Origin of the sequence: Mesorhizobium sp. M1227 (genome assembly GCF_040318315.1) — a bacterium.
Lineage (GTDB): Bacteria > Pseudomonadota > Alphaproteobacteria > Rhizobiales > Rhizobiaceae > Mesorhizobium.
Genome location: NZ_JAMYLZ010000002.1, coordinates 76,184 through 102,404, shown reverse-complemented (window position 1 = coordinate 102,404; position 26,221 = coordinate 76,184). Strand labels below are relative to the sequence as shown.

General features: G+C 62.6%; 26 protein-coding genes. 9 read left to right on the top strand and 17 right to left on the bottom strand.

Annotated elements, in window-relative coordinates; translation table 11 throughout:
• Window position 1: 1 nt before the first annotated feature.
• Window positions 2-1,315 (bottom strand): homogentisate 1,2-dioxygenase, encoded by a 1,314-nt coding sequence (gene hmgA / locus NKH28_RS03750; RefSeq protein ID WP_352977858.1) that lies wholly within the window; start codon window positions 1,313-1,315, stop codon window positions 2-4.
• Between the two features lie 153 nt (window positions 1,316-1,468).
• Between hmgA and NKH28_RS03745 the strand changes: the two genes are divergently transcribed.
• Window positions 1,469-1,906 carry a MarR family winged helix-turn-helix transcriptional regulator gene (locus NKH28_RS03745; protein ID WP_352473669.1) on the top strand — a complete coding sequence of 146 codons (438 nt, stop codon included), beginning with the start codon at window positions 1,469-1,471 and terminating at the stop codon, window positions 1,904-1,906.
• Between the two features lie 30 nt (window positions 1,907-1,936).
• Here NKH28_RS03745 and NKH28_RS03740 read toward each other — a convergent pair whose 3' ends face one another.
• From NKH28_RS03740 to NKH28_RS03730, 3 genes are read right to left on the bottom strand one after another with little or no spacing between them, the layout of a single operon-like run.
• Entirely contained in the window at window positions 1,937-2,560 is a 624-nt protein-coding gene (locus NKH28_RS03740; RefSeq protein WP_352977856.1) for a DUF4304 domain-containing protein, read from the bottom strand.
• Between the two features lie 18 nt (window positions 2,561-2,578).
• Window positions 2,579-3,613, bottom strand: a complete 1,035-nt coding sequence (tdh, locus tag NKH28_RS03735) for an L-threonine 3-dehydrogenase (protein WP_352977854.1) — start codon at window positions 3,611-3,613, stop codon at window positions 2,579-2,581.
• 48 nt (window positions 3,614-3,661) lie between these two features.
• Entirely contained in the window at window positions 3,662-4,849 is a 1,188-nt protein-coding gene (locus tag NKH28_RS03730) for a glycine C-acetyltransferase (protein ID WP_352977852.1), read from the bottom strand.
• Window positions 4,850-5,114: 265 nt separating this feature from the next.
• Here NKH28_RS03730 and NKH28_RS03725 point away from each other — a divergent pair, with 265 nt between their 5' ends.
• Window positions 5,115-7,187, top strand: coding sequence for a putative bifunctional diguanylate cyclase/phosphodiesterase (locus tag NKH28_RS03725; protein ID WP_352977850.1), 2,073 nt, complete (start codon window positions 5,115-5,117; stop codon window positions 7,185-7,187).
• An 11-nt stretch (window positions 7,188-7,198) separates the two neighbouring features.
• Here the strand turns inward: NKH28_RS03725 and NKH28_RS03720 are convergent, their stop codons facing one another.
• From NKH28_RS03720 to NKH28_RS03710, 3 genes are all read right to left on the bottom strand, one after another.
• The gene (locus NKH28_RS03720; protein WP_352473630.1) at window positions 7,199-7,636 is read right to left on the bottom strand and encodes a type II toxin-antitoxin system VapC family toxin; all 438 of its coding nucleotides are present in this window, start codon (window positions 7,634-7,636) and stop codon (window positions 7,199-7,201) included.
• A 17-nt stretch (window positions 7,637-7,653) separates the two neighbouring features.
• Window positions 7,654-7,896: a type II toxin-antitoxin system Phd/YefM family antitoxin gene (locus tag NKH28_RS03715; RefSeq protein WP_352473667.1), complete on the bottom strand. Its 243-nt coding sequence runs from the start codon at window positions 7,894-7,896 to the stop codon at window positions 7,654-7,656.
• Window positions 7,897-7,975: 79 nt separating this feature from the next.
• A complete protein-coding gene (locus NKH28_RS03710; protein WP_352473629.1) occupies window positions 7,976-8,401 on the bottom strand; it encodes a MarR family winged helix-turn-helix transcriptional regulator in 426 nt (141 codons plus the stop codon).
• A gap of 117 nt (window positions 8,402-8,518) precedes the next feature.
• Here NKH28_RS03710 and NKH28_RS03705 point away from each other — a divergent pair, with 117 nt between their 5' ends.
• The gene (locus tag NKH28_RS03705) at window positions 8,519-8,926 is read left to right on the top strand and encodes a hypothetical protein (protein ID WP_023674396.1); all 408 of its coding nucleotides are present in this window, start codon (window positions 8,519-8,521) and stop codon (window positions 8,924-8,926) included.
• Window positions 8,927-9,066: 140 nt separating this feature from the next.
• Here the strand turns inward: NKH28_RS03705 and NKH28_RS03700 are convergent, their stop codons facing one another.
• The gene (locus NKH28_RS03700) at window positions 9,067-11,112 is read right to left on the bottom strand and encodes an oxidoreductase (RefSeq protein ID WP_352977848.1); all 2,046 of its coding nucleotides are present in this window, start codon (window positions 11,110-11,112) and stop codon (window positions 9,067-9,069) included.
• 113 nt (window positions 11,113-11,225) lie between these two features.
• Between NKH28_RS03700 and queF the strand changes: the two genes are divergently transcribed.
• The gene (gene queF, locus NKH28_RS03695; RefSeq protein ID WP_023674394.1) at window positions 11,226-11,687 is read left to right on the top strand and encodes a preQ(1) synthase; all 462 of its coding nucleotides are present in this window, start codon (window positions 11,226-11,228) and stop codon (window positions 11,685-11,687) included.
• Window positions 11,688-11,701: 14 nt separating this feature from the next.
• On the opposite strand, the gene NKH28_RS03690 is transcribed toward queF, so the two are convergent.
• The 6 genes from NKH28_RS03690 to NKH28_RS03665 form a co-directional block, all read right to left on the bottom strand.
• Window positions 11,702-12,487, bottom strand: a complete 786-nt coding sequence (locus NKH28_RS03690) for an alpha/beta hydrolase (RefSeq protein ID WP_352977847.1) — start codon at window positions 12,485-12,487, stop codon at window positions 11,702-11,704.
• Window positions 12,488-12,597: 110 nt separating this feature from the next.
• Window positions 12,598-13,782 (bottom strand): mandelate racemase/muconate lactonizing enzyme family protein, encoded by a 1,185-nt coding sequence (locus NKH28_RS03685; RefSeq protein ID WP_352977846.1) that lies wholly within the window; start codon window positions 13,780-13,782, stop codon window positions 12,598-12,600.
• An 11-nt stretch (window positions 13,783-13,793) separates the two neighbouring features.
• A complete protein-coding gene (locus NKH28_RS03680) occupies window positions 13,794-14,351 on the bottom strand; it encodes a hypothetical protein (protein WP_352724502.1) in 558 nt (185 codons plus the stop codon).
• 4 nt (window positions 14,352-14,355) lie between these two features.
• The gene (locus tag NKH28_RS03675; protein WP_352724501.1) at window positions 14,356-14,835 is read right to left on the bottom strand and encodes a DUF3828 domain-containing protein; all 480 of its coding nucleotides are present in this window, start codon (window positions 14,833-14,835) and stop codon (window positions 14,356-14,358) included.
• A 105-nt stretch (window positions 14,836-14,940) separates the two neighbouring features.
• A complete protein-coding gene (locus NKH28_RS03670) occupies window positions 14,941-16,590 on the bottom strand; it encodes an ABC transporter substrate-binding protein (RefSeq protein ID WP_352977844.1) in 1,650 nt (549 codons plus the stop codon).
• A gap of 41 nt (window positions 16,591-16,631) precedes the next feature.
• Entirely contained in the window at window positions 16,632-18,182 is a 1,551-nt protein-coding gene (locus tag NKH28_RS03665) for a trimethylamine methyltransferase family protein (protein WP_352542341.1), read from the bottom strand.
• A 91-nt stretch (window positions 18,183-18,273) separates the two neighbouring features.
• Between NKH28_RS03665 and NKH28_RS03660 the strand changes: the two genes are divergently transcribed.
• Window positions 18,274-19,176 (top strand): LysR substrate-binding domain-containing protein, encoded by a 903-nt coding sequence (locus NKH28_RS03660; protein ID WP_352569797.1) that lies wholly within the window; start codon window positions 18,274-18,276, stop codon window positions 19,174-19,176.
• A 17-nt stretch (window positions 19,177-19,193) separates the two neighbouring features.
• Here the strand turns inward: NKH28_RS03660 and NKH28_RS03655 are convergent, their stop codons facing one another.
• A complete protein-coding gene (locus tag NKH28_RS03655) occupies window positions 19,194-20,183 on the bottom strand; it encodes a zinc-dependent alcohol dehydrogenase family protein (protein ID WP_352977841.1) in 990 nt (329 codons plus the stop codon).
• 102 nt (window positions 20,184-20,285) lie between these two features.
• Between NKH28_RS03655 and NKH28_RS03650 the strand changes: the two genes are divergently transcribed.
• Entirely contained in the window at window positions 20,286-21,188 is a 903-nt protein-coding gene (locus NKH28_RS03650; protein WP_352977839.1) for a LysR family transcriptional regulator, read from the top strand.
• An 88-nt stretch (window positions 21,189-21,276) separates the two neighbouring features.
• Window positions 21,277-23,127: a DNA mismatch repair endonuclease MutL gene (gene mutL / locus NKH28_RS03645; RefSeq protein WP_352977837.1), complete on the top strand. Its 1,851-nt coding sequence runs from the start codon at window positions 21,277-21,279 to the stop codon at window positions 23,125-23,127.
• A 61-nt stretch (window positions 23,128-23,188) separates the two neighbouring features.
• Here mutL and NKH28_RS03640 read toward each other — a convergent pair whose 3' ends face one another.
• Together NKH28_RS03640 and NKH28_RS03635 are read right to left on the bottom strand one after the other, a co-directional pair.
• Window positions 23,189-23,533 (bottom strand): DUF2185 domain-containing protein, encoded by a 345-nt coding sequence (locus tag NKH28_RS03640; RefSeq protein WP_352541554.1) that lies wholly within the window; start codon window positions 23,531-23,533, stop codon window positions 23,189-23,191.
• Window positions 23,534-23,609: 76 nt separating this feature from the next.
• On the bottom strand, window positions 23,610-24,503 hold the full coding sequence (locus NKH28_RS03635) for a DMT family transporter (RefSeq protein WP_352685488.1): 894 nt from the start codon (window positions 24,501-24,503) through the stop codon (window positions 23,610-23,612).
• Window positions 24,504-24,593: 90 nt separating this feature from the next.
• On the opposite strand from NKH28_RS03635, the gene NKH28_RS03630 reads away from it, so the two are divergent.
• Window positions 24,594-25,520 (top strand): LysR family transcriptional regulator, encoded by a 927-nt coding sequence (locus NKH28_RS03630; protein ID WP_352977835.1) that lies wholly within the window; start codon window positions 24,594-24,596, stop codon window positions 25,518-25,520.
• Window positions 25,521-25,743: 223 nt separating this feature from the next.
• Window positions 25,744-25,977, top strand: coding sequence for a DUF2093 domain-containing protein (locus NKH28_RS03625; RefSeq protein WP_031211156.1), 234 nt, complete (start codon window positions 25,744-25,746; stop codon window positions 25,975-25,977).
• Window positions 25,978-26,221 lie beyond the last annotated feature (244 nt).

Below are 26,221 nucleotides of genomic sequence, written 5' to 3'. Positions count from 1 at the left end.
CTCAAGACCAGTCGCCCTCTGGCGTGCCGTTGAAGCGCTTCTTCAGGCCGGCCCAGCAGTCGATGTAATTGTCCTGCCGGGTTTCGAGCTCGGCGCCATAGCGGGTCACCATTTGCGGAAAGCGCGTCTCGAACATGAAGGCCATGGTGTTGTCGAGCTTGACCGGTTTCAGCTCCGCGCGCGAGGCTTTTTCGAAGCCAGACGCATCGGGTCCGTGAGCCAGCATCATGTTGTGCAGGCTGATGCCGCCCGGCACGAAGCCCTCTTCCTTGGCATCGTACTGACCATGAATCAGGCCCATGAACTCGCTCATGATGTTGCGGTGATACCAGGGCGGGCGGAAAGTGTTTTCCGCCACAAGCCAGCGCGGCGGGAAGATGACGAAATCGATATTGGCGGTGCCTTCCTCGCCGCTCGGCGCGGTCAGCACGGTGAAGATCGACGGATCGGGGTGGTCGAACAGGATCGCACCGACCGGCGAAAAGGTCGCAAGATCATATTTGTAGGGCGAATAATTGCCGTGCCACGCCACCACATCCAGCGGCGAATGGTCGATTTCGGTGACATGGAACCGGCCACACCATTTCGCGATCAGCCGACAGGGCGTGTCCTTGTCCTCGAACCAGGCGCAGGGCGTCTTGAAATCGCGCGGATTGGCCAGGCAATTGGCGCCGATCGGGCCGCGATCCGGCAGCGTCAGCTTGGCGCCGTAATTTTCGCAGACATAGCCGCGCACTTGCGGATCGACCAGTTCGACCTTGAACACCAGGCCGCGCGGCAGCACGGCAATCTCGCCCGGCCTGAGTTCGATAACACCCATCTCGGTGACGAAGCGCAAGGCTCCAACCTGGGGCACGACCAGCAACTCGCCGTCGGCGTTGAAGAAATGATCGTCGACCATCGAGCGATTGGCGACATAGACGTGTGCCGCCATGCCGGTCTGGCCGAGCACGTCGCCGGCGGTGGTGATCGAGCGCATGCCGGCGATGAAATCGGTCGGTTCCTTCGGCATCGGCACGGGGCTCCAGCGATACTGGCCGAGTGCGAGCTGATGGTCGCCGACGTTCGGCGCGCTTTTCCAAAGCGGATAATTCGCCGCTTTGAAGCGACCGGTGTGCCTGACGCTCGGCCTTATCCGATAAAGCCAGGAGCGCTCATTGGTGCCGCGCGGCGCGGTGAAAGGAGAGCCCGAAAGCTGCTCGGCATAGAGGCCGTAGGCCGGCCGCTGCGGCGAGTTTCGCCCTTGCGGCAGCGAGCCCGGCAGAGTCTCGGTCTCGAAGTCGTTGCCGAAACCCGGCATGTAGGAATAGGCCATGGAATCCTCCCGAATTCATGGTCTCGGAGCATCGTTTGCGCATCCGCAAGGATGCTCCGAGTTGACCATACCGGTTTCATTTGTAACCATTGAAAATGTAACCATCAACGGTGATTTCGGCATGAGCCGCCAGCATGCCAGTCAGGGCCAACCATGGAAATCCTCGAGCTGGAATCCTTCCTGCCTTACCGGCTCTATCGGCTTGCCGATGCCGTCAGCCGCGAATTCTCAAGGATATACAAGGACCGCCACGGCCTGACCCGGCCCGAATGGCGCACGCTTGCGGGACTTGGACAGCACGGCACGATGACGGCGACGGCGCTCGGCGAGCAATCGGCCATGCACAAGACCAAGGTTTCGCGCGCGGTCGCCGAACTCGAGCGGCGCCGCTGGCTGACCCGCACGCCAGACGAGAAAGACCGTCGCGTCGAGCATCTGACGCTGACCAAAGCGGGGCTTGCCGCCTATCGCGAAATGGTGCCGCTGGCGAAGGAGTTCGAGCGGGAGCTGCTGGAGAGGCTTGGTGCGGAAGAGCGGGCGGCGATTGTCAGTGGGGTAGCGGCGCTGGAGGCAAAACTCACAGTGGGTTGAAATCCTCCATGGGTTTGACCGTCGTAGAAATCAGATCGCTATTGCGGCAGGTAACGCTCCTAGACCGTAGTAGGCGCGTTCGGCTACAATGAAGCCTCTGACACGGCTTCGAAATGCTATCGGATCATCGATGTAGCCCAAGAGAAGCTGCGCCTGCGAAGCCGCATGTCTCTGAGCGCTTTCAAACAGCCGCCTTGCCGTTTCAAAATCACCAGCCAAACCGGCCGCCACCCCGGCGTGGAAGGCCGCCCACTCGCCGTAGGCGCCCGGCTGCAATTCATTCACGAGGATTGTCGCTGTCGCCTGCACGGAAGGGAACATTGATCGGTGAACCCGATCGATTTCGACGGCCTTCTTGGCCACTTGATCAACCGCGAGCAGAAACTGTGCCGGGCTCTCGAACGGAACGAACTGTCCAATGCGCTGAGGACGATCGAAGGTAACTGTTTCAGGGAGCGAACCCCAGAGCCAGTGGACTGCTACGTTAAGGTAAGTGCCTTTGGACCAAGAGCTGGGCTGGAACTCGACTACACTTAGCCAGAAGCCGCGATCGGCGATCCAGATTCGAGACTTCCCTTTGCGTTGAAATCCGGCGGGCTTCAGTACGATCTTTGCCTGCGAGGCAATGATGCGACCGTGCTCACTATCCGCCATCTTGCACCCTTATATGCCTCACCAATCCATCACCACCTTGCCGGAATTGCCACTCTTCATCGCCTCAAATCCCGAAATATAGTCGTCGATGCCGATGCGGTGGGTGATCAGGCCGCTGACATCGAGAGGACCCTGCACCAGCGCGATCATCTTGTACCAGGTCTCGAACATCTCGCGGCCGTAGATGCCTTTCAGATGCAGCATCTTGAAGATGACCTTGTTCCAGTCGATCTCGAAGCCGGTCGGCGCGATGCCGAGAATGGCAATCTTGCCGCCATTGTTCATGGTGTCGATCATGTCGCGGAAGGCAGGTGCGGCACCCGACATTTCGAGGCCGACGTCAAAACCCTCGGTCATGCCGAGCGCCGGCATGACGTCGCGCAGCTTTTCCTTCGACGCATCGACGACATGCTGGACGCCGAGCTTTTTCGCCAGTGCCAGGCGCACCGGGTTGATGTCGGTGATGACCACTTTTCGCGCGCCGACGCACTGCGCCACCAGTGCACCCATGATGCCGATCGGCCCGGCGCCGGTGACCAGCACGTCCTCGCCGACGAGATCAAAGGACAATGCGGTGTGAACCGCATTGCCCAAAGGATCGAAAATTGCCGCGATCTCGTCCGGCACATCGTCGGGGATGGGCACGACATTGTGCTGCGGGATCGCAAGGTATTCGCCAAAGGCGCCCGGCCGGTTGACGCCGACGCCGAGCGTGTTGCGGCACAGATGCCCCCTGCCCGCCCGGCAGTTGCGGCAATGGCCGCAGACGATATGGCCCTCGCCCGAAACACGCTGACCGATCTTGTACTCGGTCACCGCCGCGCCGAAATCGGCGACGGTGCCGACAAACTCGTGACCGGTCACCATCGGCACCGGCACGGTCTTCTGCGCCCACTGGTCCCAATTGTAAATGTGGACGTCGGTGCCGCAGATCGCGGTCTTCCTGATCTTGATCAGAACACCGTTCGGGCCGATTTCCGGCACCGGCACTTCTTCCATCCAGATGCCCGGCTCGGCCTTGGCCTTGACCAGCGCCTTCATCATGTTCGACATTCTTTTGTCCCCAGAACCTTAGTCGCTTGAATCTCTTGATCCGGCCGCTCAGGAAATCACGCCGAGTTCGCGACCGACTGCGGCGAACGCCTCAACCGCGCGTTCGATGTCGGCGCCGGAATGGGCGGCCGACATCTGCGTGCGGATGCGCGCCTGGCCCTTCGGCACCACCGGGAACGAGAAGCCGATGACATAGATGCCGCGCTTCAGCATCCGCGCTGCCACTTCCTGCGCCAGCGTCGCGTCGCCCAGCATCACCGGGATGATCGGATGGTCGGCGCCGGCCAGAGTAAAACCGAGCTTGCCCATCTCGGAGCGAAACCGCGCCGCATTGGCATATAGGCGCTGGCGCAACGCATCGCCATTGCGGATCATCTCGAAAACCCGGATCGAAGCGCCAGCGATCGCCGGCATCAGCGTGTTGGAAAACAGATAGGGGCGCGAGCGCTGGCGCAGCCAGTCGACCACCTGCTTCCTGCCCGACGTGTAGCCGCCGGACGCGCCACCTAATGCCTTGCCCAGCGTACCGGTGATGATGTCCACCCTGCCCTCGACGCCGCAATGTTCGGCCGAGCCACGGCCGTTCCTGCCGACGAAGCCAACAGCATGGCTGTCGTCGACCATGACCATCGCATCGTATTTGTCGGCGAGGTCGCAGACGCCTTTCAGATTGGCGATGATGCCATCCATCGAGAACACGCCGTCGGTGGCGATCAGCCGGAACCGACAGTCGCGCGCCTCTTTCAACCGCGCTTCCAGATCGGCCATGTCGTTGTTGGCGTAGCGGAAGCGCTTTGCCTTCGACAGCCGTACCCCGTCGATGATCGAGGCGTGGTTCAGCGCATCGGAGATGACCGCATCCTCCTCGCCGAGCAGCGTCTCGAACAGGCCGCCATTGGCGTCGAAGCAGGAGCCGTAGAGGATCGTGTCCTCCATGCCGAGGAAGTCAGAAATGGTCGCCTCGAGCTGCTTGTGTTCTTCCTGCGTGCCGCAGATGAAGCGCACCGATGCCATGCCGTAGCCGTACCGGTCGAGCGCCTGCTTGGCCGCCTCGCGCAGTTCGGCGCTGTCGGCGAGGCCGAGATAATTGTTGGCGCAGAAATTCAGCACCTTCTCGCCGCCGACCTCGATCTCGGCCGATTGGGTCGAGGTTATCACCCGTTCGGATTTGTAAAGGCCGGCCGATTTCAGTCCTTCAAGCTCGCTGTTGATGTGGGAAAGGAATGCTTCGGTCATGATCAGGCCCTGTTGAGATCGATGAGGACTGTCGCGCCGCGCGGACGAAAAATCCATCGCAAAAGCGACCGCTTCGGTGGCGGCAATGGCACGGCAGAGGCTACGACGTTCAAATGCGGAGGCGCCGCGAAAGATTGCAATAACCACTTTGCGGGTTTCTCGCCACGGTCGCCGCCGCCGGCCTGCTGCCGTCCCAAACCTGTTAACACTTTGAAGCCAAAGGTTGTCGCACAAGAATTCGTTGGCGAGAGGGTCGCCTCAGAAAATGTCACAGCAGCCGGTGCACGCCGTTTCGGGCAGGCTCATACTCCTGATCAAATCCGGCTACTGGCTGGCTCTGCTGATCATCGCCGCCATGGTAGTGGCCTCCTTCATCCTGCTGCAGCAGATGATGGCGGCCCAGCAGCACAACCAGGCACTGCTCGATGTGGTCAGCACACAAAAAGCCCTATCACAGCGCATCGTCTTCCTTGCCGGCGCGACCGGTACCGCCTCACGCGACCAGCAGCCGGCCCTGGTTAGCGCGCTCAAGCAAGCGACGGTGGAGTTCGAGAAGAACTACGATCTGCTGCTCGAACGGACCGCCGCCGATCCGGCGTCGCCGGCAAGGTTCGATCCGAAATCGATCGAGAGCGTGCTTTTCGCCAAGCCGTACCATCTCGACTATTTCTCGGTCGGGCTTATCGCCAACGGCGAACGCCTGATCTCGTCATTCGAATCGCGGCTCAACATGGCCGGCAATGGTGGCTACAAGGGCGGAGAGGAGCGCGTCAACCTGAACGCTTCCGTTGCCAACGCAACATTGTCGGGCTATGCCGCACTTGGCCAGCGCATCAGCGCCTTTGCAGACCAGCGATCCGAAACACTTCTCGATCTTAACCGCACATTGTTCTACTCGACCATCGGCGTCATCGTGCTGGTGGCGCTTTTCATTTTCAGGCCAATGTCGAATGCCATCCTGCGCAGGACGCGCGAGCTGGTCGATGCGCGCAATTCCATGGCCTTTATCGCCGTGCATGACGGGCTGACCGGCCTGCACAACCGCACCTTCTTGACCGAGCATTTCGATACGCTGATCAATGCTGCGCAGCGACGGCGTGAACGGGTTGCCGTGGTGCAGTTCGATCTCGACCGGTTCAAGCAGATCAACGACACGTTCGGCCACGCCGCCGGCGATTATGTGCTGGTGGCGGCTGCGCAGCGCATGCGTGATTCGTGCCGTACGTCGGATCTCAACGTGCGTCTCGGCGGCGACGAATTCGTTGTGGTCCTCAACGACGCCGGCAGCACCGAGGACATCGATATCGTCGCCAGGCGCATGCTGGCCAAACTCAATGAGCCGATCATTTTCCGGGGAACGACGATCCATCCGGGCGTAAGTGCCGGGATTGCGGTCTACCCGATCGATGCCGACAATGCTCAGGACCTGCTCGTCCATGCCGATCTGGCGCTGTATTCCGCCAAGAAGCAGGGCGGCGGCAATTTGTCGTTCTTCTCCGAGGAGCTGAGACGCGAACTCGATTATCGCAAGCAGCTCGAGCTCGACATCAGGACCGCCATCTCCGAGAAGGCGTTCGAAGTCTATTTCCAGCCGCAGGTGTCGCTGTCGAACGGCGCCATCAGCGGCATCGAGGCTCTGGTTCGCTGGAGACACGCCGAGCGCGGCATGATCGCGCCGGGCGAGTTCATTCCGATCGCGGAAAAATGCGGCTTGATGTCCGAGATCGGCCGCATCGTCATTGCCAAGGCGATCAACGAAGCAGCCGAATGGAACCGCGCAGGCATCGCCTTCGGACGGATCGCCGTCAATGTATCCGGCTCGGAGCTGCGCGAGACAGATTTCGAAGTCTTCCTGTTCGACATGCTGGAGAGGGCTGGCCTGCCAGCGCACAAACTATCGCTGGAGATCGTCGAATCCGTCATTCTCGACGATGAGAAGACCGGTATCGCGGCAAAGCTGCGGCACATTCGCGCCGCCGGCATCCATCTTGAGCTCGATGATTTCGGCACCGGCTACGCATCGCTCAGCCATGTCAATCCAAACGAGATCGATCGGCTCAAGATCGACCGCCGTTTCGTCCAGAACATCAACGAGAACAGCGGCAACACCAAGATCGTGCGTGCCCTCACCGAGCTCGCCCGCGGTCTCGGCATCTCGATCGTCGCCGAGGGCGCCGAAACCGAAGCCGAGCTCGACTCGCTGATGGCGATCGGCTGCGACCAGGTGCAAGGCTATTCCATCGCTTTCCCGATGCCGCCGGACAGCGTGCGCGGATGGCTGATGGCGCGAACGCCCAAGAAGGCCAGGCTGACGGTTCTGCAGGGCCGCCTGGCGTAGGAAAGTCGGAACTACTGCAATGGCGGCAGGTTTCTCAGCGGATTGAGCATCGGCACCCCAAGTGGTGCGAAATGACGCTCGTTATCCGTCAGTATCACCAGGCCGTGAACCTCGGCCGTAGCAGCAATCGCTATATCTTCAAATCCCGGCCGATGAGCCCTTGCGCGATCAAGAATAGAACCCGCGGCATGCGCGGCTCGCAAATCGAAGGGCAGAATCCTTGCGCCGTAAAGGTGCTCGACTGCCTGCCACCAGTCGCGTAGCAGCGCGGCCTTTGTGGTCGCGCCGTCGCGCTCCGCCTTCGCTATCCCCGCCGCGATTTCGGACGCAGTCACAACGGATAGGAACAGGTATTCGCTCGCCATATCGAGCCATGCCATCAGCGCCGCCCGATCAACCTTCCTGGCTGGAGCCATTGCCGAGATGATGTTGGTGTCCAGCAGAAACATCAGGGCTGGTCGCCGCGCTACAACGCAACCTTGCGAGCCGGCTTACGGGAACGAGGCGGAATGTCGTCCTTGTCCCCGGGAAAAGCCGCCAGCAGCCGCCCGAAGCTCGGCACCCGAGACAGCCGCTGATAATCTTCGAACGACAGGATGACGGCCTGCTTCCGACCGTGGCGTGTGATAATGGCAGGCTCTCCTGCAACTGCCTGATCGACGACTGCCGAAAGCGTCGCCTTGGCGTCTTTCAACTGAATTTCGCGCATGTTGCCACCCTCGCATATGACTACCATGGTCATATAACATTGCAGACGGCTTGGAACAAGGGTTGCGGTCCAATCGGTATCAACTGACATTGGCCCGCAACGCGGCCAGCACCTGTGCAAACTCTGCCAGCCTGTCGTCGGACAGTCCTTTCCGCAGCCGCTTGTCGAAGGCTAACGCGGCGGTGCGCAATTGCAGGAACAGCGCTTCTCCGGCTTGGGTCAGCTCCACCTGGTGAACCCGGCGGTTCTCGGGATCGCGGCGGCGCATCAGCAGGCCCTGCGTCTCCATGGCGTTGAGGTGGTGGGTCAGCGTTGCGCCCCGGATGCCGATCATGCCGGCGAGCTCGCGTTGATTGGCCAGCTCCCGCGACTTGACCGACAGCAACGTGACCCAGACCGGCAGCGTGCCGCCTGCCTCGACCAAGGCGGCGTCGAAAGCCTGCGCAACCAGCTTGGCGGTGCGCGCGAGATTCATCCCGATCGGCGGGCGGTCAAAGGGCGTCATGATCCGACACTAGAACAAGGGCAAAGCCTATGGAACCGGCTCGAGCTTATGCGTTGACATCTAATCATTTGATATCTATCGATATGCCTGGCGGTGGGCAAGAGAGGAAATGCGGTCATGCAATATGTCTACATCATCGTCCTCGGCCTTCACGTCATGGCGGGCGTGTTCTGGGCCGGCACTACCATCGCGGTCGCCCGCGAACCGGAGATCAGGGCGGAACGTTTCTTCCGGCCGCAAATGGGCGCAGCCGGCGTGGTTTTCCTCACCGGCTTGCTGCTGTGGTATTTCTTCCACAACGGCTCTTTCGGCTCGATGGAGAAGGTCTTGGCGCTCGGCATCTTGACGGCGTTAATCGCCGCCGGGGTTCAGGGCGCGCTGGTGGGTTCCGCCAGCAGGCAGTTGGCCGGCGCTGATGCGGCGAAGCAAACCCAGTTGCGCGCCAAGATGACAAAAGGCGAACGCATCGCTGGCGGCCTGCTGGTCATCACCGTGTTCTGCATGGCCACCGCCAGGATGTTTTGAGCGTCCTGCCGCAATCGCAAGATCGTACGGTGCCCGGCGATGGCCGGCGGCGTGCGCGGCGCGCAGACCGGACCGGACGTGCCTGGTGGCTCTCCGTACGGAGGTTCGGCTGCGCGCCACCAATCAATCCAAAATATTCCTCAGATCCGCAAGCCGAACCTGATGCCGTCATAGATCGCAGCGTGGATATTGCGTGAAGCTACCGCGTCGCCGATGCGAAAGACGACGAAACCGCCTTGCGGATTGCGCGCAGGAAAGATGTCGCCGCCATTGATCAGTTTTTCGTAATCGATCGCGCCGGCGTTCTTCGACAGCGGCTTCAGCGCGAGGTAGAGATCGTCGAGCGGCAGCGTGCCGTGCTCGACCACCACCTGGTCGACCCGCCGCTCGCCGCGCCAGCCATCGGCGAAGTCGGAGGCGAGCTCGGCGATCAGCTGGTTGCCTTCGCGCCGCACAGAACGTAGCCGTGTGTTGATGGTCACCGTGACACCCTTTTCCTGGAAGGCGCGCATGTAGGGCACATGATTCATGCCGCCCATTTCCGGGGCGAAGAAGCGCTCTGGTGAAACCAGCTCCAGCCTGGCGCCGCTATTGGCGATCAGTTCGGCGGCACCCATGCCCTGATGGCCGCCATTGTCGTCATAGAGCAGCACGTTCTCGGCCGGCTTGACGCTGCCGGCCATGATGTCCCAGCTCGAGGTGACGTGATCGTCGCCCGCCGTCAGAGGCGGGTTCTGCGGCAGGCCGCCGGTGGCGACCACCACCACGTCCGGCGACAGCGCCAGCACATCGTCCTTTTCCGCCCAGTTGTCGTAACGGATCTCGACGCCGAGCCGGTCGAGCTCGGCCAGGCGCCAGTCGATGATGCCGATCAATTCCTTGCGGCGCGGGTTTTGCGTTGCCAGCCGCACCTGGCCGCCGGCCTGGCTCGATGCTTCCAGCACCGTCACCTGGTGCCCGCGCCCGGCGGCGACGCGCGCCGCCTCCCGCCCGCCGGCGCCGGCGCCGACGACGACCACCTTCCGCTTCGGTCCCTCGGTTTTCGGAATAATATGCGGGATATCAGCCTCGCGGCCCGTCGCCGCATTGTGGATGCACAGCGCCTCGCCGCCCTCATAGATGCGGTCGAGGCAATAGGTGGCGCCGACGCAAGGGCGGATCTCGTGCTCGCGGCCCTCCATCACTTTTTTGACGATATGCGGGTCGGCAATGTGGGCGCGCGTCATGCCGACCATGTCCAGCTTGCCGGTGGCGATGGCGTGACGCGCGGTGGCGACGTCGGAAATCCGCGCCGCATGGAAGGTCGGGAATTTCGTCGCTGCCCTGATCTCGCCGGCAAAGTCGAGATGCGGCGACGACCGCATGCCGGTCACCGGGATGACCTTGGTCAGCGCCGCATCGGTCTCGATCGAGCCACGGATGATGTTGAGGAAATCGACCTTGCCGGAGCCGGCCAGCCGCCTGGCGATTTCGACGCCCTCCTGTTTCGACAGGCCTTTCTCGAAATCCTCGTCGGCGACCATGCGGATGCCGACGACGAACTTTTCGCCGACCGCGGCGCGCACCGCGTCGAGCACCATTCCGGTGAAGCGCAGCCGGTTGTCGAGCGAGCCGCCGAAATCGTCGTCGCGCTGGTTGGTGGCCGGCGACCAGAAACCGTCCATCAGATGGCCGTAGGCTTCGAACTCGATGCCGTCGAGGCCGGCAGCCTGGCAGCGCTGCGCGGCCGCCGCATAGTCGGCTACGATGCGCTCGATATCCCAGTCCTCGATAGTCTTGGGAAAGGCGCGATGGGCCGGTTCGCGCACCGGCGAAGCCGACAGCACGGGCAGCCAGTCGGCCTTGTTCCAACCGGTGCGGCGGCCGAGATGGGTGATCTGTATCATCACCTTGCAATCGTGCTCGTGGCAGGCATCGGTAAGCTCGGCGAGCCATGGCACGATGCGGTCGTCATAGACATGCAGATTGCCAAAAGCGGCCGGGCTGTCGCGCGAGACGATCGCCGAACCGGCGGTCATGGTCAGCGCCATGCCGCCCTTGGCCTTTTCGGCATGGTAGAGCCGGTAGCGTTCCTTCGGCATGCCGTCCTCGGAATAGGCCGGCTCATGGCTGGTCGACATCACCCGGTTCTTCAGCGTCAAATGCTTGAGCTGATAGGGCTGGAGGAGCGGGTCGTTGCTGGTCATCGTCTTCCTGCTGTTTCAAATTGTGCTAATGAGCGGCAAATTTTGTTTTTACGCATGTCGCTGTCCCAAAATCGCTGCGCAGTTTTGGGCGACATGCAGCAAGGAACCTGCTCATGACCGATACGAAAAACCTCACCCAGCTCGGCACCAACGTCGAGGCGCCACAGAGCCCTGAAGCGGCAGTCCTGGAAACCGTGCCGTTTTCGCGCGGCGACGGCCCGCCGGCCATCGTTCGCTTCACCTGCCCCGAATTCACTTCGCTCTGCCCAGTCACCGGCCAGCCGGACTTCGCCCATATCGTCATCGACTACGCACCCGATGCGCTGCTGGTGGAATCGAAGTCGCTCAAGCTGTTCATGACCTCGTTTCGCAACCATGGCGCCTTCCACGAAGAATGCACCGTCATGATCGGCCGCCGCATCATCGCCGCGACCAAGCCATTGTGGTTGCGCATCGGCGGCTACTGGTATCCGCGCGGTGGCATTCCGATCGACGTGTTCTGGCAAACCGGCGCGCCGCCGGAAGGTGTGTGGTTGCCCGACACCGGCGTCGCCCCCTATCGCGGGCGCGGCTGATCGGACGGAGCGGCTCACCTGATCCCGGTCCGGCACAGGTTGGTCTCCAGGAAAGGCATCACCGCGTCGCGGTACCGCTGTTGGTCATAGCGATAGAGATCAACATGCCGCGCGCCGTCGAACCAGACCAGCTTTGCGTCAGCGCCTGCCGCATCTTTCAACGCCAGTGTCTGGCTGCGAGCGACAAACGGATCCGAATTGCCTGCTAGCAGCAATATCGGCCGATCAATCGCGCCGATGCGATCGACCGGCCTGACATCATCTACCCCGAAGCCAAGGCGGAGCTGCATCTGCGCCAAGAGGATGGTCGCCTGTATGTCGCGCAACATAGGCAAGGGCGCTCGCAACGCTGTGGTTTCCAGCAAAGTCGCGTAGAGCTGCTCCAGGACATAGGCGTCGGCATGCTCCTGCTGAGCGCCAAATACAAAAGCAGCCGCACCGAGCGACGAGCCGATGGCCGCCACCTTGCGACCGGCGAAGCGTTGCCGGGCAAAGGCGAGGATGCGGCTGGCGTCCTGTCGTTCGATGTGACCAAAGCCTCTGATATCGCCGCCGCTTTCGCCATGTCCCGACAGATCGAACAGCACGATCGAGTAGCCGCTTTCGAAAAGCAGCTTCGCTCTTGGAACCATGGCCAGCTTGTTTGAACCACGTCCGTGTAACAGCACGATTGTTCCGCAACTGTCCTGCCGATCCGCCACCCAACCGGCAAGGTCGGGCGCGCCCTCCCGCTTCAGAACGATGCGCTCCACCGGTAACCCCACAGGCAGCGTGAAGCTTTGCTGAGGCACGCGGGCCACCGCGTGGCTTCCTGCCTCCCAGGTGACAGCGCAGGCCAGGACGCAAACCGCCGCGAATAAAGCAACCACGACAGGACCTCTTCTCATCGATCGGTCACGTGCACTTCGCATCAGTTGAGCGGCAGCCGCCGGTAGCGGCTGGGGCTGTTCGGGTCGCTGAAATGGTGCATCGGCCCGTGTTCGGCAAAGTGCGCTGACCAGCGTTTCATTGCCGCCGGATCGAGTTCGACGCCCAGCCCGTCACCCTCCGGCACGCGCACCGTATTGCCCGTCTGGCGGAAAGGACCGTCCTTGATGACGTCGCCGATCTGCCAGCGAAACAACGACTGCGACGCCTCGGTGATCCACGGTGTCGCCGCCACGACGTGCAGATAAGCCGATGTCATGATGCCGAGATCGTTCGAATAGCACCAGAACCCCTTGCCCATCGCCTCACAGGCGGCGATGAATTTCAGAGTTTTCGACAATCCGCCGAGTGCTGCGAAATTGCAGACGAAGTAATCCGGCGCACCGAGCGCGACTGCCCGTCTGAGATCCGGGATGTGCGTCGAGAACGGAATGCGCGAATGCTGGCGCAGCGCAGCCATCTCCTCGAAGGTCGCGACCGGATCCTCGTAGTTGCGGATGTTGAACGGCTCGATCTCGCGCAGCACCCAGCGCGCTGTGGTCAGCGACCACTGCATGTTGGAATCGAGTTTGATCTGCGCTTTATCGCCAAGCGCCTCGCGCAGCATGCGCACTGTCCCGATCTCGAGCTCGGGATCGCCCATGATCAGCTTGCCCTCGAAAATCGTCGAGCCGTGCTGTTCTCGCATGCCGAGACAGTAGTCGACGATCGCTTCGGCGGTCATCTCGCCGCCGGCTCCGCCGTGAGCGGGGCGAAAGGCGAAATATTCCGAAAACGGAATGTCCTTGCGCACCGCGCCGCCGAGCAGCTTGTAGAGCGGCATGCCGAAGACCTTGCCTCTTATATCCGACAGCGCCAGTTCGACGGCGCCGAACGCCACCGTGGCTGCATTCTCGCCGGTGTTGGCGGTAATCTGCCAGGGCGGCACGCAGCGCGCCTCGCAGTCGGCGATGTCGAGCGGATCGGCGCCAATCAGCGCCGGCGCGATCTCGGCCTTGATCACCTCGCCGAAATGCCACCATGGCGCCTCGCCCAGTCCGACCACGCCTTCGTCCGTCTCGACCTCGATGATCGATTTCGAGGCGCCGCCGTAGAGACCAGCCGTCCACCAGAACGGAGCATCGAGCGGGACGTTGACGTGGGTGACGCGGATGTTGGTGATCTTCATCGGTTCCGTTCTCACTCACACTGGTATTGGCTTAGCGCCCATTCGCCGGTCACCGAGAGCAGGTCCGATATCTTCCAGTCGCCATCGATCTTTTTGAACTTCCATTCCAGCCGGTGCGGATTGCCGGAGACGACAAAAGCGACGACGACCTTGGCCTCGTCGCCCTTGACCGCTTCGATGGTTTTCAGGCTCTTGTCGATCTCCGCCTTGTCGTATTCGGAATTGTCGAGCGCCATGTTGGGATCGAGGCACTCGCCCTGCCCCGATTTCCGCAGCGCATCGCTCTTGTCCAGCACCGACTTTGCCGGGTCGGTGAAATGGCCCCGCTGAGCCGGATCGACCTCGAGCCCGGCATGCTCGTAGAACGGCTTCACCACCGCGGTCGGCGAGCCCGGCTGCACGGCTGCGGCCGGCGCGTTTTCTGCCGGCGGCGAAACTGCCGGCGGAGGTGCCGCACTGTCGGCCGGCGCATTTGCGGGCGGCGCGCCGAATAGGCCCTGAGCGGCGGCGCTGCTCAATCCGGCCAGCAGGCACGCAGTCGCCAAAATCCAGGGACGGCAGCGAAGCACGGCATCACTCCGGCGACTGTCCGGCCAGGCATTCGAGCGCACTCAGGGTCCAGCCGCTGGTCTTCGAGGTAATGTCGGCGACCTTCCACTGGCCGTCGATCTTCTTCAACGACCAGACCATTTGGCGTTTGGAACCATCGCCTTCCGGAAAAAGGTTGAACGTCGCCGTCACCTCGGCACTGTCGCCGTCCAGCGTTTCGGCCAGCGTCAGCGTCTTGGCCACGGTCTTCTCGTCATAGTCCTGCGCATCGAGACCAGGGGCGAAGTCGATGCAGGGAACTTCATCCGGATGGTTCTTTGCCGCATTGTCGTTCAATTCGAACAGTTTCGTCACCGGCGCGGTGAAGCGGTCGCGATATTGCGCATCGGCCTCGAACTTGACCGACGGGACATAAAAGAACTTCACGGCGTTGGCAGCAGGGCCGGCAAACGCGGCCGCCGGCACGGCCATCGAAAGCGCGGCAACAAAAAGTGGCAGTTTCATGGGTGTCCCCGATTGTTCACTGACGGAAGCTATCAGTACCACGCATCTTGCCCGTCGGCCTTCTTGCGGTCCATGAAATCCTGCAACGCGTCCTCTGCTGGCAACTCAGGCGTTCAGCCAGACGTTCTGGAGATCCATCTCGAAGGTTTGGTGGACACCGTAGTTCTTCACCTTCTCGTTCATGTGGCTGAACAGCTTCTGCCAAAACGGCTGAATGATGACGCCCGAATCCTGCAGGATCTGCTCGATATCCTTCATGACCTCGCGGCGCTTCTCGACGTCGATGAGCGAAAGAGCCTGCTTGAGCTTGGCGTCGAAATCAGGGTTCGAGTAGCCGGTTTCGTTCCAGGCCTCGCCGGTGCGATAGCCGAGCGCCAGCACCTGTACGCCAAGCGGGCGCATGTACCAGATGGTCATCGAATAGGGGTATTTCGTCCAGTCGTTCCAGAATGTCGAGCCCGGCAGCACGGTGCGCTTCACCTTGATCCCGGCATCGCGCAGCTGGCCGGCAATAGCGTCGCCGGTGTTCTTCTGCCAATCGTCCTCGACGGTGATCAGTTCATGCTCGAAGTCGTCCTGCCCGGCATCGGCCATAAGCTTCTTCGCGCCCGCGGCGTCGCGTGTCTTCTTGGGCAGCGCGTAGTATTCCGGATGAATCGGGCTGACGTGGTGGTTTTCACCAACAGTGCCTCGCCCGGCGTAGCCAAGTTCGAGCACCGCTTTGTTGTCGACGGCCATCTGGAGGGCGTTGCGAACCCGCTTGTCGTCATAGGGCTTGTTCGTGATGTTGGTGCGGGCAACGAGCGTGGTCGCTGTCGCGACCTCCGATTTGACCAGCCCCATCTTGTCGAGGATGTCTATGAAGTCGGCCGGCGTCTCGAAGTTGAGGTCGATTTCGCCGGAGTCGAATGCATTTATCGAGGCGTTGAAATCGGTTCCGTAGTCGATGAATTCGACGCCGTCGAGAAGCGCTTCACCGCCCCACCATTGGCCATTCTCACGACGCCTGACGACCGCTTTCTGGCCGACCGCATAAGACACCAGTTCGAACGGCCCGGTGCCAATCGGCTTCTCAATCGGATTGGCGCCGTCGGCGTCGAAGTTGCGATGGACCACCAGCGCCGGATAGTCGGTGAAGTTCGGGATCAGCGAGATGTCCGGTTCGTTCAGCTTCAGCTTCACCGTGTTGTCGTCGACCTTGGTGATCGCCCCTTCCCTGGCCTTGCCGGTCTTTGCATCGATCAGCGCACCGACGCGCGCGGCCATCGAATTGCCGGCGGCAGCCTTCTCGCACCAGCGCGTCAGATTGTAGGCCACGTCATCGGCGTTGAAAGCATCGCCGTTGTTCCAGGCGATGCCCTTGCGCACATGCAGCACGTATTCGGTGGCGTCGTCGTTGACCTCCCAGCTTTCGAGCAGAACCGGCTCGAATGTGAACTGGCGGGTGTAGAGTACGAGCGGCTCGAGCCAGCAGCGTGAAATGTTCGCAAGTTCCACCCAGTCGTAGGTGCGCGTGTCCTTTTGCGCCTTCACCGACATCGAAACGTGCAGCGTTCCGCCTTTCTTCGGCTCTTCAGCCAAAGCCCGCTCCGGCACGGCAAGTCCAATCATGCCGTAGGCAAGGGCCGTCGATGCGCCGAAAGCGCTTGCCAGGGCGAGAAACTCCCGCCGGTCGACGCGACCGGCGCGCGCCTCGCTGGCCATTGCTTCGATGGCGCTCGGTACGCGATCGCCGTTGCTTCTGAAGAGTGTCATTTTTTCCTCCCTTATGGTTCGCATCGGGTCTTCGCCCGTGATCAACTAACGCTGTCCGGCAGTTTCTCCTCGCGCCGCGCAATCAAATCTTTGAGACCCTCGGCGATGCCCTCATCGAGCTTCGGCTCCTCATAATCGGCGAGCATGTTGCGCGCTTTCTCGCGGCCGCGGGTGTCGTGGTCCTTTGCTCCTTCCGCCTTCCACTGTTCGAACGAATTGAAGTCCATGATGCTCGGTATGAAGAAGGCGGACTCGAAATGTTCAAGCGTGTGCTGGGTGCCGAGGAAATGGCCCTGCGGTCCGACCTCGCGGATAGCCGCCATAGCCTCCTTGAAATCGTCGAATGGCAGCCCGCCAGCATATTTGTACCAGCCGACAAGCTGCTCGCAGTCGGTGGCAAATTTCGAATAGCCGCAGGTCAGGCCGGCCTCGAGCCAACCGGCGGAGTGCCAGATGTAGTTGGCGCCGGCAAGGATGGCGGCATGCATCAGCATGTTCGCCTCGTAGCCCGCCTGGGCGTCGTTCAGCTTCGAGCCGACATGGAAACCGGACGTGCGCCACGGCAGACGATACTTCCGCGCCAGGGCGCCCATGAGATACATCATCTGGGCCGCCTCCGGCGTGCCGCCCATGGGAGCGCCGGTCTTCATGTCGACCGTCACCATGAACTGTCCGTAGATCTGCGGCGAACCCGGACGCAGGAGCTGTGTGAACGCGACGCCCGCCAGCGCTTCGGCATTGACCTGCGCGACCGCACCGACGGCAGAGGCCGAAGTCGAGGCGCCGCAAAGGGCGAAGGGGGCGAGGATCAGCGGCTGGTTGTGGCGCGCATAGACTTTCATCGCGTCCAGCATGGTGGCGTCCCACACCAGCGGCGAATTGCAGTTGGTGATCGACACCAGAACCGGGTTGTCGCGGACAAAATCCTCGCCGAACACGATGCCTGCCATCGCCATCGTGTCTTCGGCTCGATCCCTGGAGGTCACGATGCCCATGAACGGCTTGTCGGAGTGCTTCAGCGCCGAATGGATGATGTGGAGGTGACGTTTCGGCACCGCGATTTCCATCGGCTCGCAGATGATCGAGCTCGACGAGTGCAGCGCCGGCGCCATGTAGGCGAGCTTGTGGAAATTGTTGAGGTCGGCGAGTGTGCCGTAGCGCCGGTTGTTGTCGAGGTCGCGCACGTAAGGCGCTCCGTACATCGGCACGAAGATGGAGTTGTTTCCACCCACACGTACGGAACGCTGGGGGTTCCTCGCATTGAGCGTGAACTCCGACGGGACCTTCGAGATGAGCTCCATCAGCAGGGCGCGGTCGATCCGGACCCTTGTCTCCGAGACATCGGCGCCCGCCGCCTTCCACATTGCGATCGCCTCGTCGTCGCGGAACTCGCATCCGACTTCTTCGAGGATGGAGAGCGACTCCTGGTGGATCAGCTCAACCGCCTCGTCCGGAACCATCTGATAGACGGGAATCTGGCGGACCAGGGTTGGAAACGACGCTATGGGTGCGCCCCGCAGCGCCTTGCGCCCCAGGCGGCCACCGCTGCGGCGGTTGGTGTGTTCGCTCACTTCAACGGCCGGTGCGTTCATGGAGACTCCATCTTCCTGTCTCGACCAATCTAGCCAGACAAAATGCGGCTGTGACGCTGGAAAATCCTGATCTCTTGTATAAGCTCAGCTTATGCGAAGCTTGCGCCACCTGCTGCCGTCGGCCGGCAGCCTGATCGTTTTCGAGGCCGCCGGGCGGCTGTCGAGCTTTACCGCCGCCGGGCGGGAGCTCGGCATGACGCAGGCTGCCGTCTCCTATGCGATCCGCGGGCTCGAAGAGCAGCTCGGCGCCAAACTCTTCCAGCGCCGCCACCGGCAAGTCAGCCTGACCGAGGCCGGCGACCGCTTCCATGCCGACGTCTCGCTCGGCCTGTCGCACATTCGCAAGTCGGCGGAGGATCTGCGCCAGATCGCCGTCGGCGCGCATGTGACACTCGCCGCCTCGACCGCCTTTGCCTCGTTCTGGATGATGCCGCGCCTGCAGCAGTTTCGCGACGAATTGCCGGGCATCGACCTGCGCATCCAGACCGCCGACCGCGATCTCGACATCATCGCCGAAGACATCCCGCTCGGCGTCCGTGGCGGCGAGCCCAGGGAATGGCCGGATTATCATTCGCTGCCGCTGGCCGATGAGGTGATATTCCCCGTTGCCGGCGTTAGTTATGTGGCACGGTTCGGGCTGCCGGAGCGTGTCGCGGACCTTCAATCGCACCGCCTTATTCATCTTGAAGAGCCGTTTCGCGAGGCCGCGAGCTGGGACGAATGGTTCGCCTCAGCCGGTGTCGACATCGCCGATGCCGGACGCGGCTTGCGCATCAACGACTATGCGCTGGTGATCCAGGCCGTCATGGAAGGACAAGGCATCGCGCTCGGCTGGGGTCACCTCGCCGAGCGGCTGCTGGCATCAGGGCTGCTGGTGCGCGTCACCGGCCACACGATGACGACCGGCAAGGGCTTTCATGTCATCTGGTCGAAGAACCGCGAACTCAGCGACAACGCCCGCAAGGTGCGGGACTGGCTGGCGGCGCAGGCGTGAGGCCGATAAATGCCCGGTCAAACGGTCACGACGATCTTGCCGAATTGCTCGTTCGATTCGAGATAGCGGTGCGCCTCGACGATCTGGTCGAACGGAAAGGTTCTGGCGATTGCCGGCTTCAGCGAACCCGAGCTCAGTCCGTCAAGGATGAACGCCTTGGCGGCCTGCAGCCGGACCGGATCGCGCACGATCTCATGGACGAGATAACCGCGCAGCGACAGTGTCTTGGCCAGCACTGCAGGTAGCGGAAAGGATGTCGGGTCGAGGCTCAAGCCGCCATATTCGATGAGAATGCCACCCGGTGCCATCGCTGCCGTCAGTGGCTCGAAGATCGGGCCGCCGACGGCATCGAACACCACGCGCACGCCGTCCGGGCCGGCGATCCGCTTCAGCCCGGCTTCCAGGTCCTCCTCTGCCGAGGCGATGACGTGGGCCGCGCCGAACTCAAGCAAAGCCCGCTTCTTGGCGGATGTCCGTGTGACCGCGATCGGGATCGCGCCAATCATGTTGGCGATCTGGATCGCGGCGAGTCCGACGCTGCTCGAGGCCGCGGTAATGACAACAAAGTCCTCGCTTTGGAATTTGGCAATGTCGATCAGCGCACCGTAGGCGGTGAGATATTGCATCCACGCTGCGGCGGCTTCTTCCCAGCTCAGCGATGGTGGATGCTTGACGACGAGCTCGGCGGGATATGTGGCAATCTCACCATAGGCAGGCCAGCGGGCCATCGATAATGGCGGCACGATGCTGACGGCATCGCCAGGCGCAAACCCGTCCACGCCTTGGCCGACCATCTCGACGATACCCGCCGCCTCGAGCCCAAGACCGGAAGGCAACGGCGCGGTCTGGATGTAGGTCCCCGAACGCAGCAGCGCCTCGGCGCGGTTTATGCCCAACGCCTTGACGCGGATCTGAATCTCACCGCTCGCGGGCGCAGGCGTGTCAACATTCTCGATGCGCAGGACCTCGGGACCACCGAGCTCATGAAAGCGAACGACACGTGCCATCGGTCAAACTCCAAAATATTTGAACTGAATCAGCTATGCCAGCGCTCATTAGGCGGATAAATGGCCGCTTGAGTAGATCAGCAGAAACTGTAGGTTTTGAATATGGATCGCCTTACGAGCATGGCCGTGTTCGTCAAAGCCGTCGACCTGGGCTCGTTCGCAGCCGCGGCGGCGGCTCTCGATCTGTCCGGGCCGATGGTCGGCAAGCATGTCCGGTTTCTCGAGGAGCGCCTGAGCGTGCGCCTCATCAACCGGACCACGCGCCGCCAAAGCCTGACCGATTTCGGGCGCGCCTACTATGAACGCTGCCGGCTGGTGCTTGCCGAAGCGGAGGCCGCGGATGCACTCGCCGCCGATCAGCTTGCCGAACCGCGCGGAAAGCTGCGTGTCCTCATGCCGGTGCATTTCGGCCGGCGCTGCGTTGCCCCGATCCTGTTCGGGTTTGCGCAGCAATATCCGGCGCTGGAACTTGACCTGTCGTTCAGCGATGCCATCGCCGACCTCGCCGAGGACGGCTGCGATCTTGCCATCCGAACGGGCGATCTGGAGGACCAGGCCGGGGTGATGGCGCGTCGCATCGCGCGCCAGCACATGGTCGTCTGCGCGTCGCCGTCCTATCTCGACCGGCACGCCGAGCCACATGAAATAGATGACCTCGGCAGCCATCACGCGATCATCTACCGCCGTTCCGGGCGTGCCGTTCAGCCGTGGCTGTTTCCGCGCAACGGCCACCCCGCGATTGAGGCCAGGCCCATCAGCAGATTGCGGCTCGACGATCTCGATGCCATCGCCGATGCCGCGGCCGCCGGCATGGGGCTCGCCTGGCTGCCATACTGGCTGGTTCGCCAGCGCATCCAGGCGGGCGCGCTTGTCCTGCTATTGCCGGAACAATCCCGGTTTCTCTACGACGTTCATGCCCTGTGGTTGCAGACGCCTCATCTGCCGATGAAAGTCCGCCTTGCCGTCGATGCACTGGCGGCAGCGCTGCCCAAGCTCATGAGTTGAAGTGCACGAGCGGCCAGTCGCGATCAGCTGCGTGGATTTCCTCAATTCCGCCCTCCCGCATCGACCACGAATCCGCCTATAGTGCCCCATGCCGATCCGCCAGCTTTCCGAAACGATGATCAACCAGATCGCCGCCGGCGAAGTCATCGAACGTCCGGCAAGCGTGGTCAAGGAACTGGTCGAGAACGCGCTGGATGCAGGCGCTACCAGAGTCGAGATCGTCACCGCCGGCTGCGGGCTGAACCTGATCCGCGTCATTGACGACGGCTCGGGCATTCCGGAAAAGGAACTGGCGCTGGCGATTGCGCGCCATTGCACCTCCAAGCTCGCCGACAACATTCACGACATCCGCTCGCTCGGCTTTCGCGGCGAGGCCTTGCCCTCGATCGGCTCGGTGGCACGGCTGTCGATCCGCTCGCGCACCGCGTCCAGTGAAAACGCCGCCGAGATCGGCATCGAGGGCGGCCGCGTCTCCGCGGTCAGGCCGGCGGCGGCCAATCGCGGAACCACGGTCGAGGTGCGCGACCTGTTCTTCGCCACGCCCGCAAGGCTCAAATTCATGAAGGGCGAGCGCGCCGAAAGCTCGGCCATCGGCGACGTGGTCAAGCGCATCGCCATCGCCTTTCCCGCCGTGCGCTTCACCCTGGCCGGCCCGGACCGCTCGACGCTGGAACTGCCGGCGACCGACGACAGCCCGGAAGGCCGGCTGCGCCGGGTGGCGCAGGTGATGGGCGCCGACTTTCCGGACAATGCGATCGCCATCGACGCGACGCGGGACGGCGTGCATCTCGCCGGCCATGTCTCGGTCCCCTCCTTCACCCGCGCCAACGCGCTGCAGCAATACGCTTATGTCAACGGCCGCCCGGTGCGTGACAAACTGATCGCCGGCGCCATTCGCGGCGCCTTCGCCGACGTGCTGCCGCGCGACCGCCATGCCGTCACCGTGCTGTTCCTGGCGCTCGATCCGGCGATCGTCGACGTCAACGTCCATCCGGCCAAGGCAGACGTGCGCTTCCGCGACCCGGGGCTGGTGCGCGGGCTGATCGTCGGCGCCATTCGCGAAGCGCTGGCCAATGCCGGCATCCGCCCCGCCACCACAGGGGCCGCCGGCATGATGGCGGCGTTCCGGCCAGGCGCCGCATCCTATGCGCATGGTGGCCCGGCCAACGGTCACCGCAGCTACGAGGCCGCCTATCGGGCATCGGGCTTTGCCGGGTTCGATCCTGCCCGTTCGCCGCAGCGGCCGCTCAATATGGGCGACGGGTTCGGCGAGGACGAGCAGGCGGCCTTCGACGCCGGGCCGCTGCACAGCGCCGATGCGCGCGCCGGGCAAAACGAAGCGGCGGAAACGCTGCTCGGCACGGCGCTGGGCGCGGCGCGCGCGCAAGTGCACGAGAATTATATCGTCGCCCAGACCAGGGATTCGCTGGTCATCGTCGACCAGCACGCGGCACATGAGCGGCTGGTCTACGAGGCCTTGAAGAACGCCCTCCACTCACGCTCGGTGCCGTCGCAGATGCTGCTGTTGCCCGAGATTGTCGATCTGTCGGAAGAGGATGCCGAGCGGCTTGCCAGGCATTCCGAGACGCTGGCCCGCTTCGGCCTCGGCATCGAGCGCTTCGGCCCCGGTGCCGTCGCGGTGCGCGAGACGCCGTCGATGCTCGGCGAGACCAACGTCCAGCAGCTGGTGCGCGATCTCGCCGACGAGATCGCCGACAACGACACGGTCGACACGCTGAAGGAGCGGCTGGACAGAATAGCCGCGACCATGGCCTGCCACGGCTCGGTACGTTCCGGCCGCCTGCTCAAACCGGAAGAGATGAACGCGCTGCTGCGGCAGATGGAGGCGACGCCGGGCTCCGGCACCTGCAACCATGGCCGCCCGACCTACATCGAGCTCAAGCTGGCGGATATCGAGAGGCTGTTTGGGAGGCGGTGAGAAGGTCGCTCGCGCTGGCGCTGTCTATAACTCGCTAGCAAGGCTGGTTCCACAGGCGGCTTTAATCATCATCTGGGGGTTCGAACTTCTGACGGACAAACTTCCCCTCGATTCTCAAAAACGCACTTCCACAAGGCGCCTCTAAACAAGAGGTAATGAGCGGGTCGTAATTCGCAATTGTATTGACATCGTACAACCCGGAATTGTTGGGGTCGTTGATGTATTCGTCAGATTCATCGCCTGCAAAAAAGCACCATCCGCTATCAACCGGATGATCTGGCGTTTCGCGGTAAAGATAGCCTACTTGCGCGCCATCCACGGTGATGCGGTCGGTCGCAATACAGCTGCCGTAACCAACTGCTATTGGGCGAAACGTCGAACCATCCCTGAAAAACGTCTTAGGCATTCAAAGCTCACTGGTGGCAACCGTACTTCTAGTTAAATCAGCCGCGTACGCCACCAGCAGTCAAGCACTAAAGCTCTCATCTCTTCAAATTCACCACAATGACGCCGCCCAGCGCCAGCGCCCCGCCGATTATGCCGAGCAGCGTCGGCACCTCGCCCAGCCAGAAGAAGCCGATCAGCGTCGCCATCGGCGACACCAGATAGAGGAAGGTCGAGGCACGCGCCGCGGGCAGTCGGGAAAGTGCTGTCGCCCACGCGGCATAGGCGATCAGGCTGGGCACGATGCCGAGAAAGATGACGGCGCCGAGCCCGGCGGTGTCGGCGACCGCCGCCTGTGCCAGACCGCTCGACAGGAACGGCGACAGGCAGAGCGCGCCAAGCACCATATTCGAGGCCGAGATCGTCAGCGGGTGGTGGCTACCAAACAGCGGCTTCTGGACGATGGTGTTGACCGCCGAGCACAGCGCCGAGCCGAGGACAAGCAGCGCACCGCTGTTGAAATGCAGCCCTTGCCCCTCGCCCATGGCGATGATCCCGATACCGGCGAAGGACAGGAATGTGCCGGCCCAGGCCAGGCCCGAGAAGCGTTCGCCGAGCAGCGCCATGGCCATGATGGCGGTGAAGATCGGGCTGACATTGATGATGAAGCCGGCCGCACCGGCCGAAACGGTCAGCTCGCCGAAATTGAGCATCACCGTGTAGAGCGCGACGAAGACGGCACCACCGAAGACAAAGCGCCAGAGTTCATCGAGCCTGGGCAGCGCCGGCCGCTTGACCGCGAGGAAGATCGCCGCCGGAACCGCGGCGATGGCAAAGCGCAGCGCGCCAAGTTCCAGCGGCCCGAAAGCGGCAAGGCCGGCGCGGATCGCCGGAAAGGCGGAGGCCCAGCCGACCACCGTCAGCGCCACCGCGATGGCAGCCGTGGCATCCATGCGCTGTGTCGTATTCAACGTGCCGGTGTAAGCGCTCATCTGGGTGTCCTCGCGATCCAATGCCATGAAGTAGAGAAACGCTATTGCGGGTCGGTTGACAAACGAACAAATCGAGGATCACCTGTGACTATGGATCACAGCTTAGACCCGATGCTGCCGCTCGAAACGCTGCGCGCCTTCGACGCCGCGGCTCGGACCGGCAGCTTTTCGGCGGCGGCCGAGAAGCTCAACATCACTCACGGCGCCGTCAGCCGGCAGATCGCCAAGCTCGAGGGTTGGCTCGGGCTGAAAGTCTTCGATCGCGGCGCCCGCGGCGTCTCGCTGACGGTCGAGGGCAATCGCCTGCATCTGCGCACCACCGAAGCCTTTGCCCTGATCGCCAGCAATTCGGATCGCTGGGTCGAGCCGCGCGGCACGGCGGTGGTGCGGCTGACCTCGATCCCCTCGGTCAGCGGGCTGTGGCTGATGCCGCGCATGGCGGCGCTGGAGAACCACCCGTCCAAGCTGCGTATCGTGCTCGACGTCGACATCCGCCAAGGCGATCTTGCCGACGAGGGCATCGACCTGTCGATCCGCTGCGGGCGCGGTCGCATTCCGGGCCGGATCTCGGTGCAGCTTTTCGAAGAATATGTGTTCCCGGTCGCCTCGCCGGGACTGGCCAGGGAGATCGGTCGCGGAGATCCCGCCCGACTGCTCGAATTTCCGGTGATCAATGATTCCGACGCTTCAGCCTGGCGCGCCTGGTTTGCGGCGCAGGAGATGGACTATCGGCCGCGGCCGCACGACCGCCGTTTCGAGGACTACAACCTCGTGCTCGACGCCGCCGCGCACGGGCTCGGTATTGCGCTGGCACGTCCGCCGTTGACGGTGGACCAATTGAAATCGGGCCGCATCGTCGCCGTAGACGAGCGCAGTGCGCTAAGCCCGATATCTTACTGGCTCGACCGGCCGCTGGGGCGCCCGCGCGCCGCCGCCGCCGAACTCGCCCGGCGCATCGCCGTCCAGGCCGGGCTGCCAGCGGAGAAGATCGAGCAGTTTATCACGGCCGAGGAATGAGAAGCGCGTCGCGTTCGACCGGCCTCATGCGACGCGCTTCAGGTTCTTGTGTTTATGCATGTCGCGCAAAACCGCTGCACACTTTTGCGCGACATGCATTGGCATCCGCTTTGCCGGCTTGTTCGAGCAAGTGTCACCAGAAACAGAACCAGGCAAAGCCAACCGAGCTTGACCTCGCCGCAATTTGTGGCGATGACATCGTCATGAATTTCGGCACCACCCCATGATGAACCGTTTCGAAGGACCCGGCGGCAAGGAAGCCCGCATCCGCTATCTCGACGGCGACTTCCAGGTGACCAGCCCCGGCGCCTTCGTGCGCTGCGCGGTGACCGGCGAGAGCATCCCGCTCGACGAGCTTAAATACTGGAGTGTCGCCAGGCAGGAACCCTATGTGAACGCCGCTGCCTCGCTGCGCCGCGAGATCGAAGCGCATCCGGAACTGCGCCGCCGACGCTAGTCCAGCGCAAATGGAAGCAGCCCCGTTGCGATCCTGCGCCCTCTGCCGCGGCGTCAGGCCGGCAACACCGAAACCTTAGAGGCCATGGAAATAAAAAACCCGCCTCAAGTTCGAGGGCGGGCCACCGGCGAATCATCACCATACCCAAATTACTAGCATAGCTGCCGGCACAAAGCAAGAACAAAATACGTTCGACCGGCGGAAAGCCGCAAATTCCAGTCCCGCATTGCCTCGGTGCTCACGC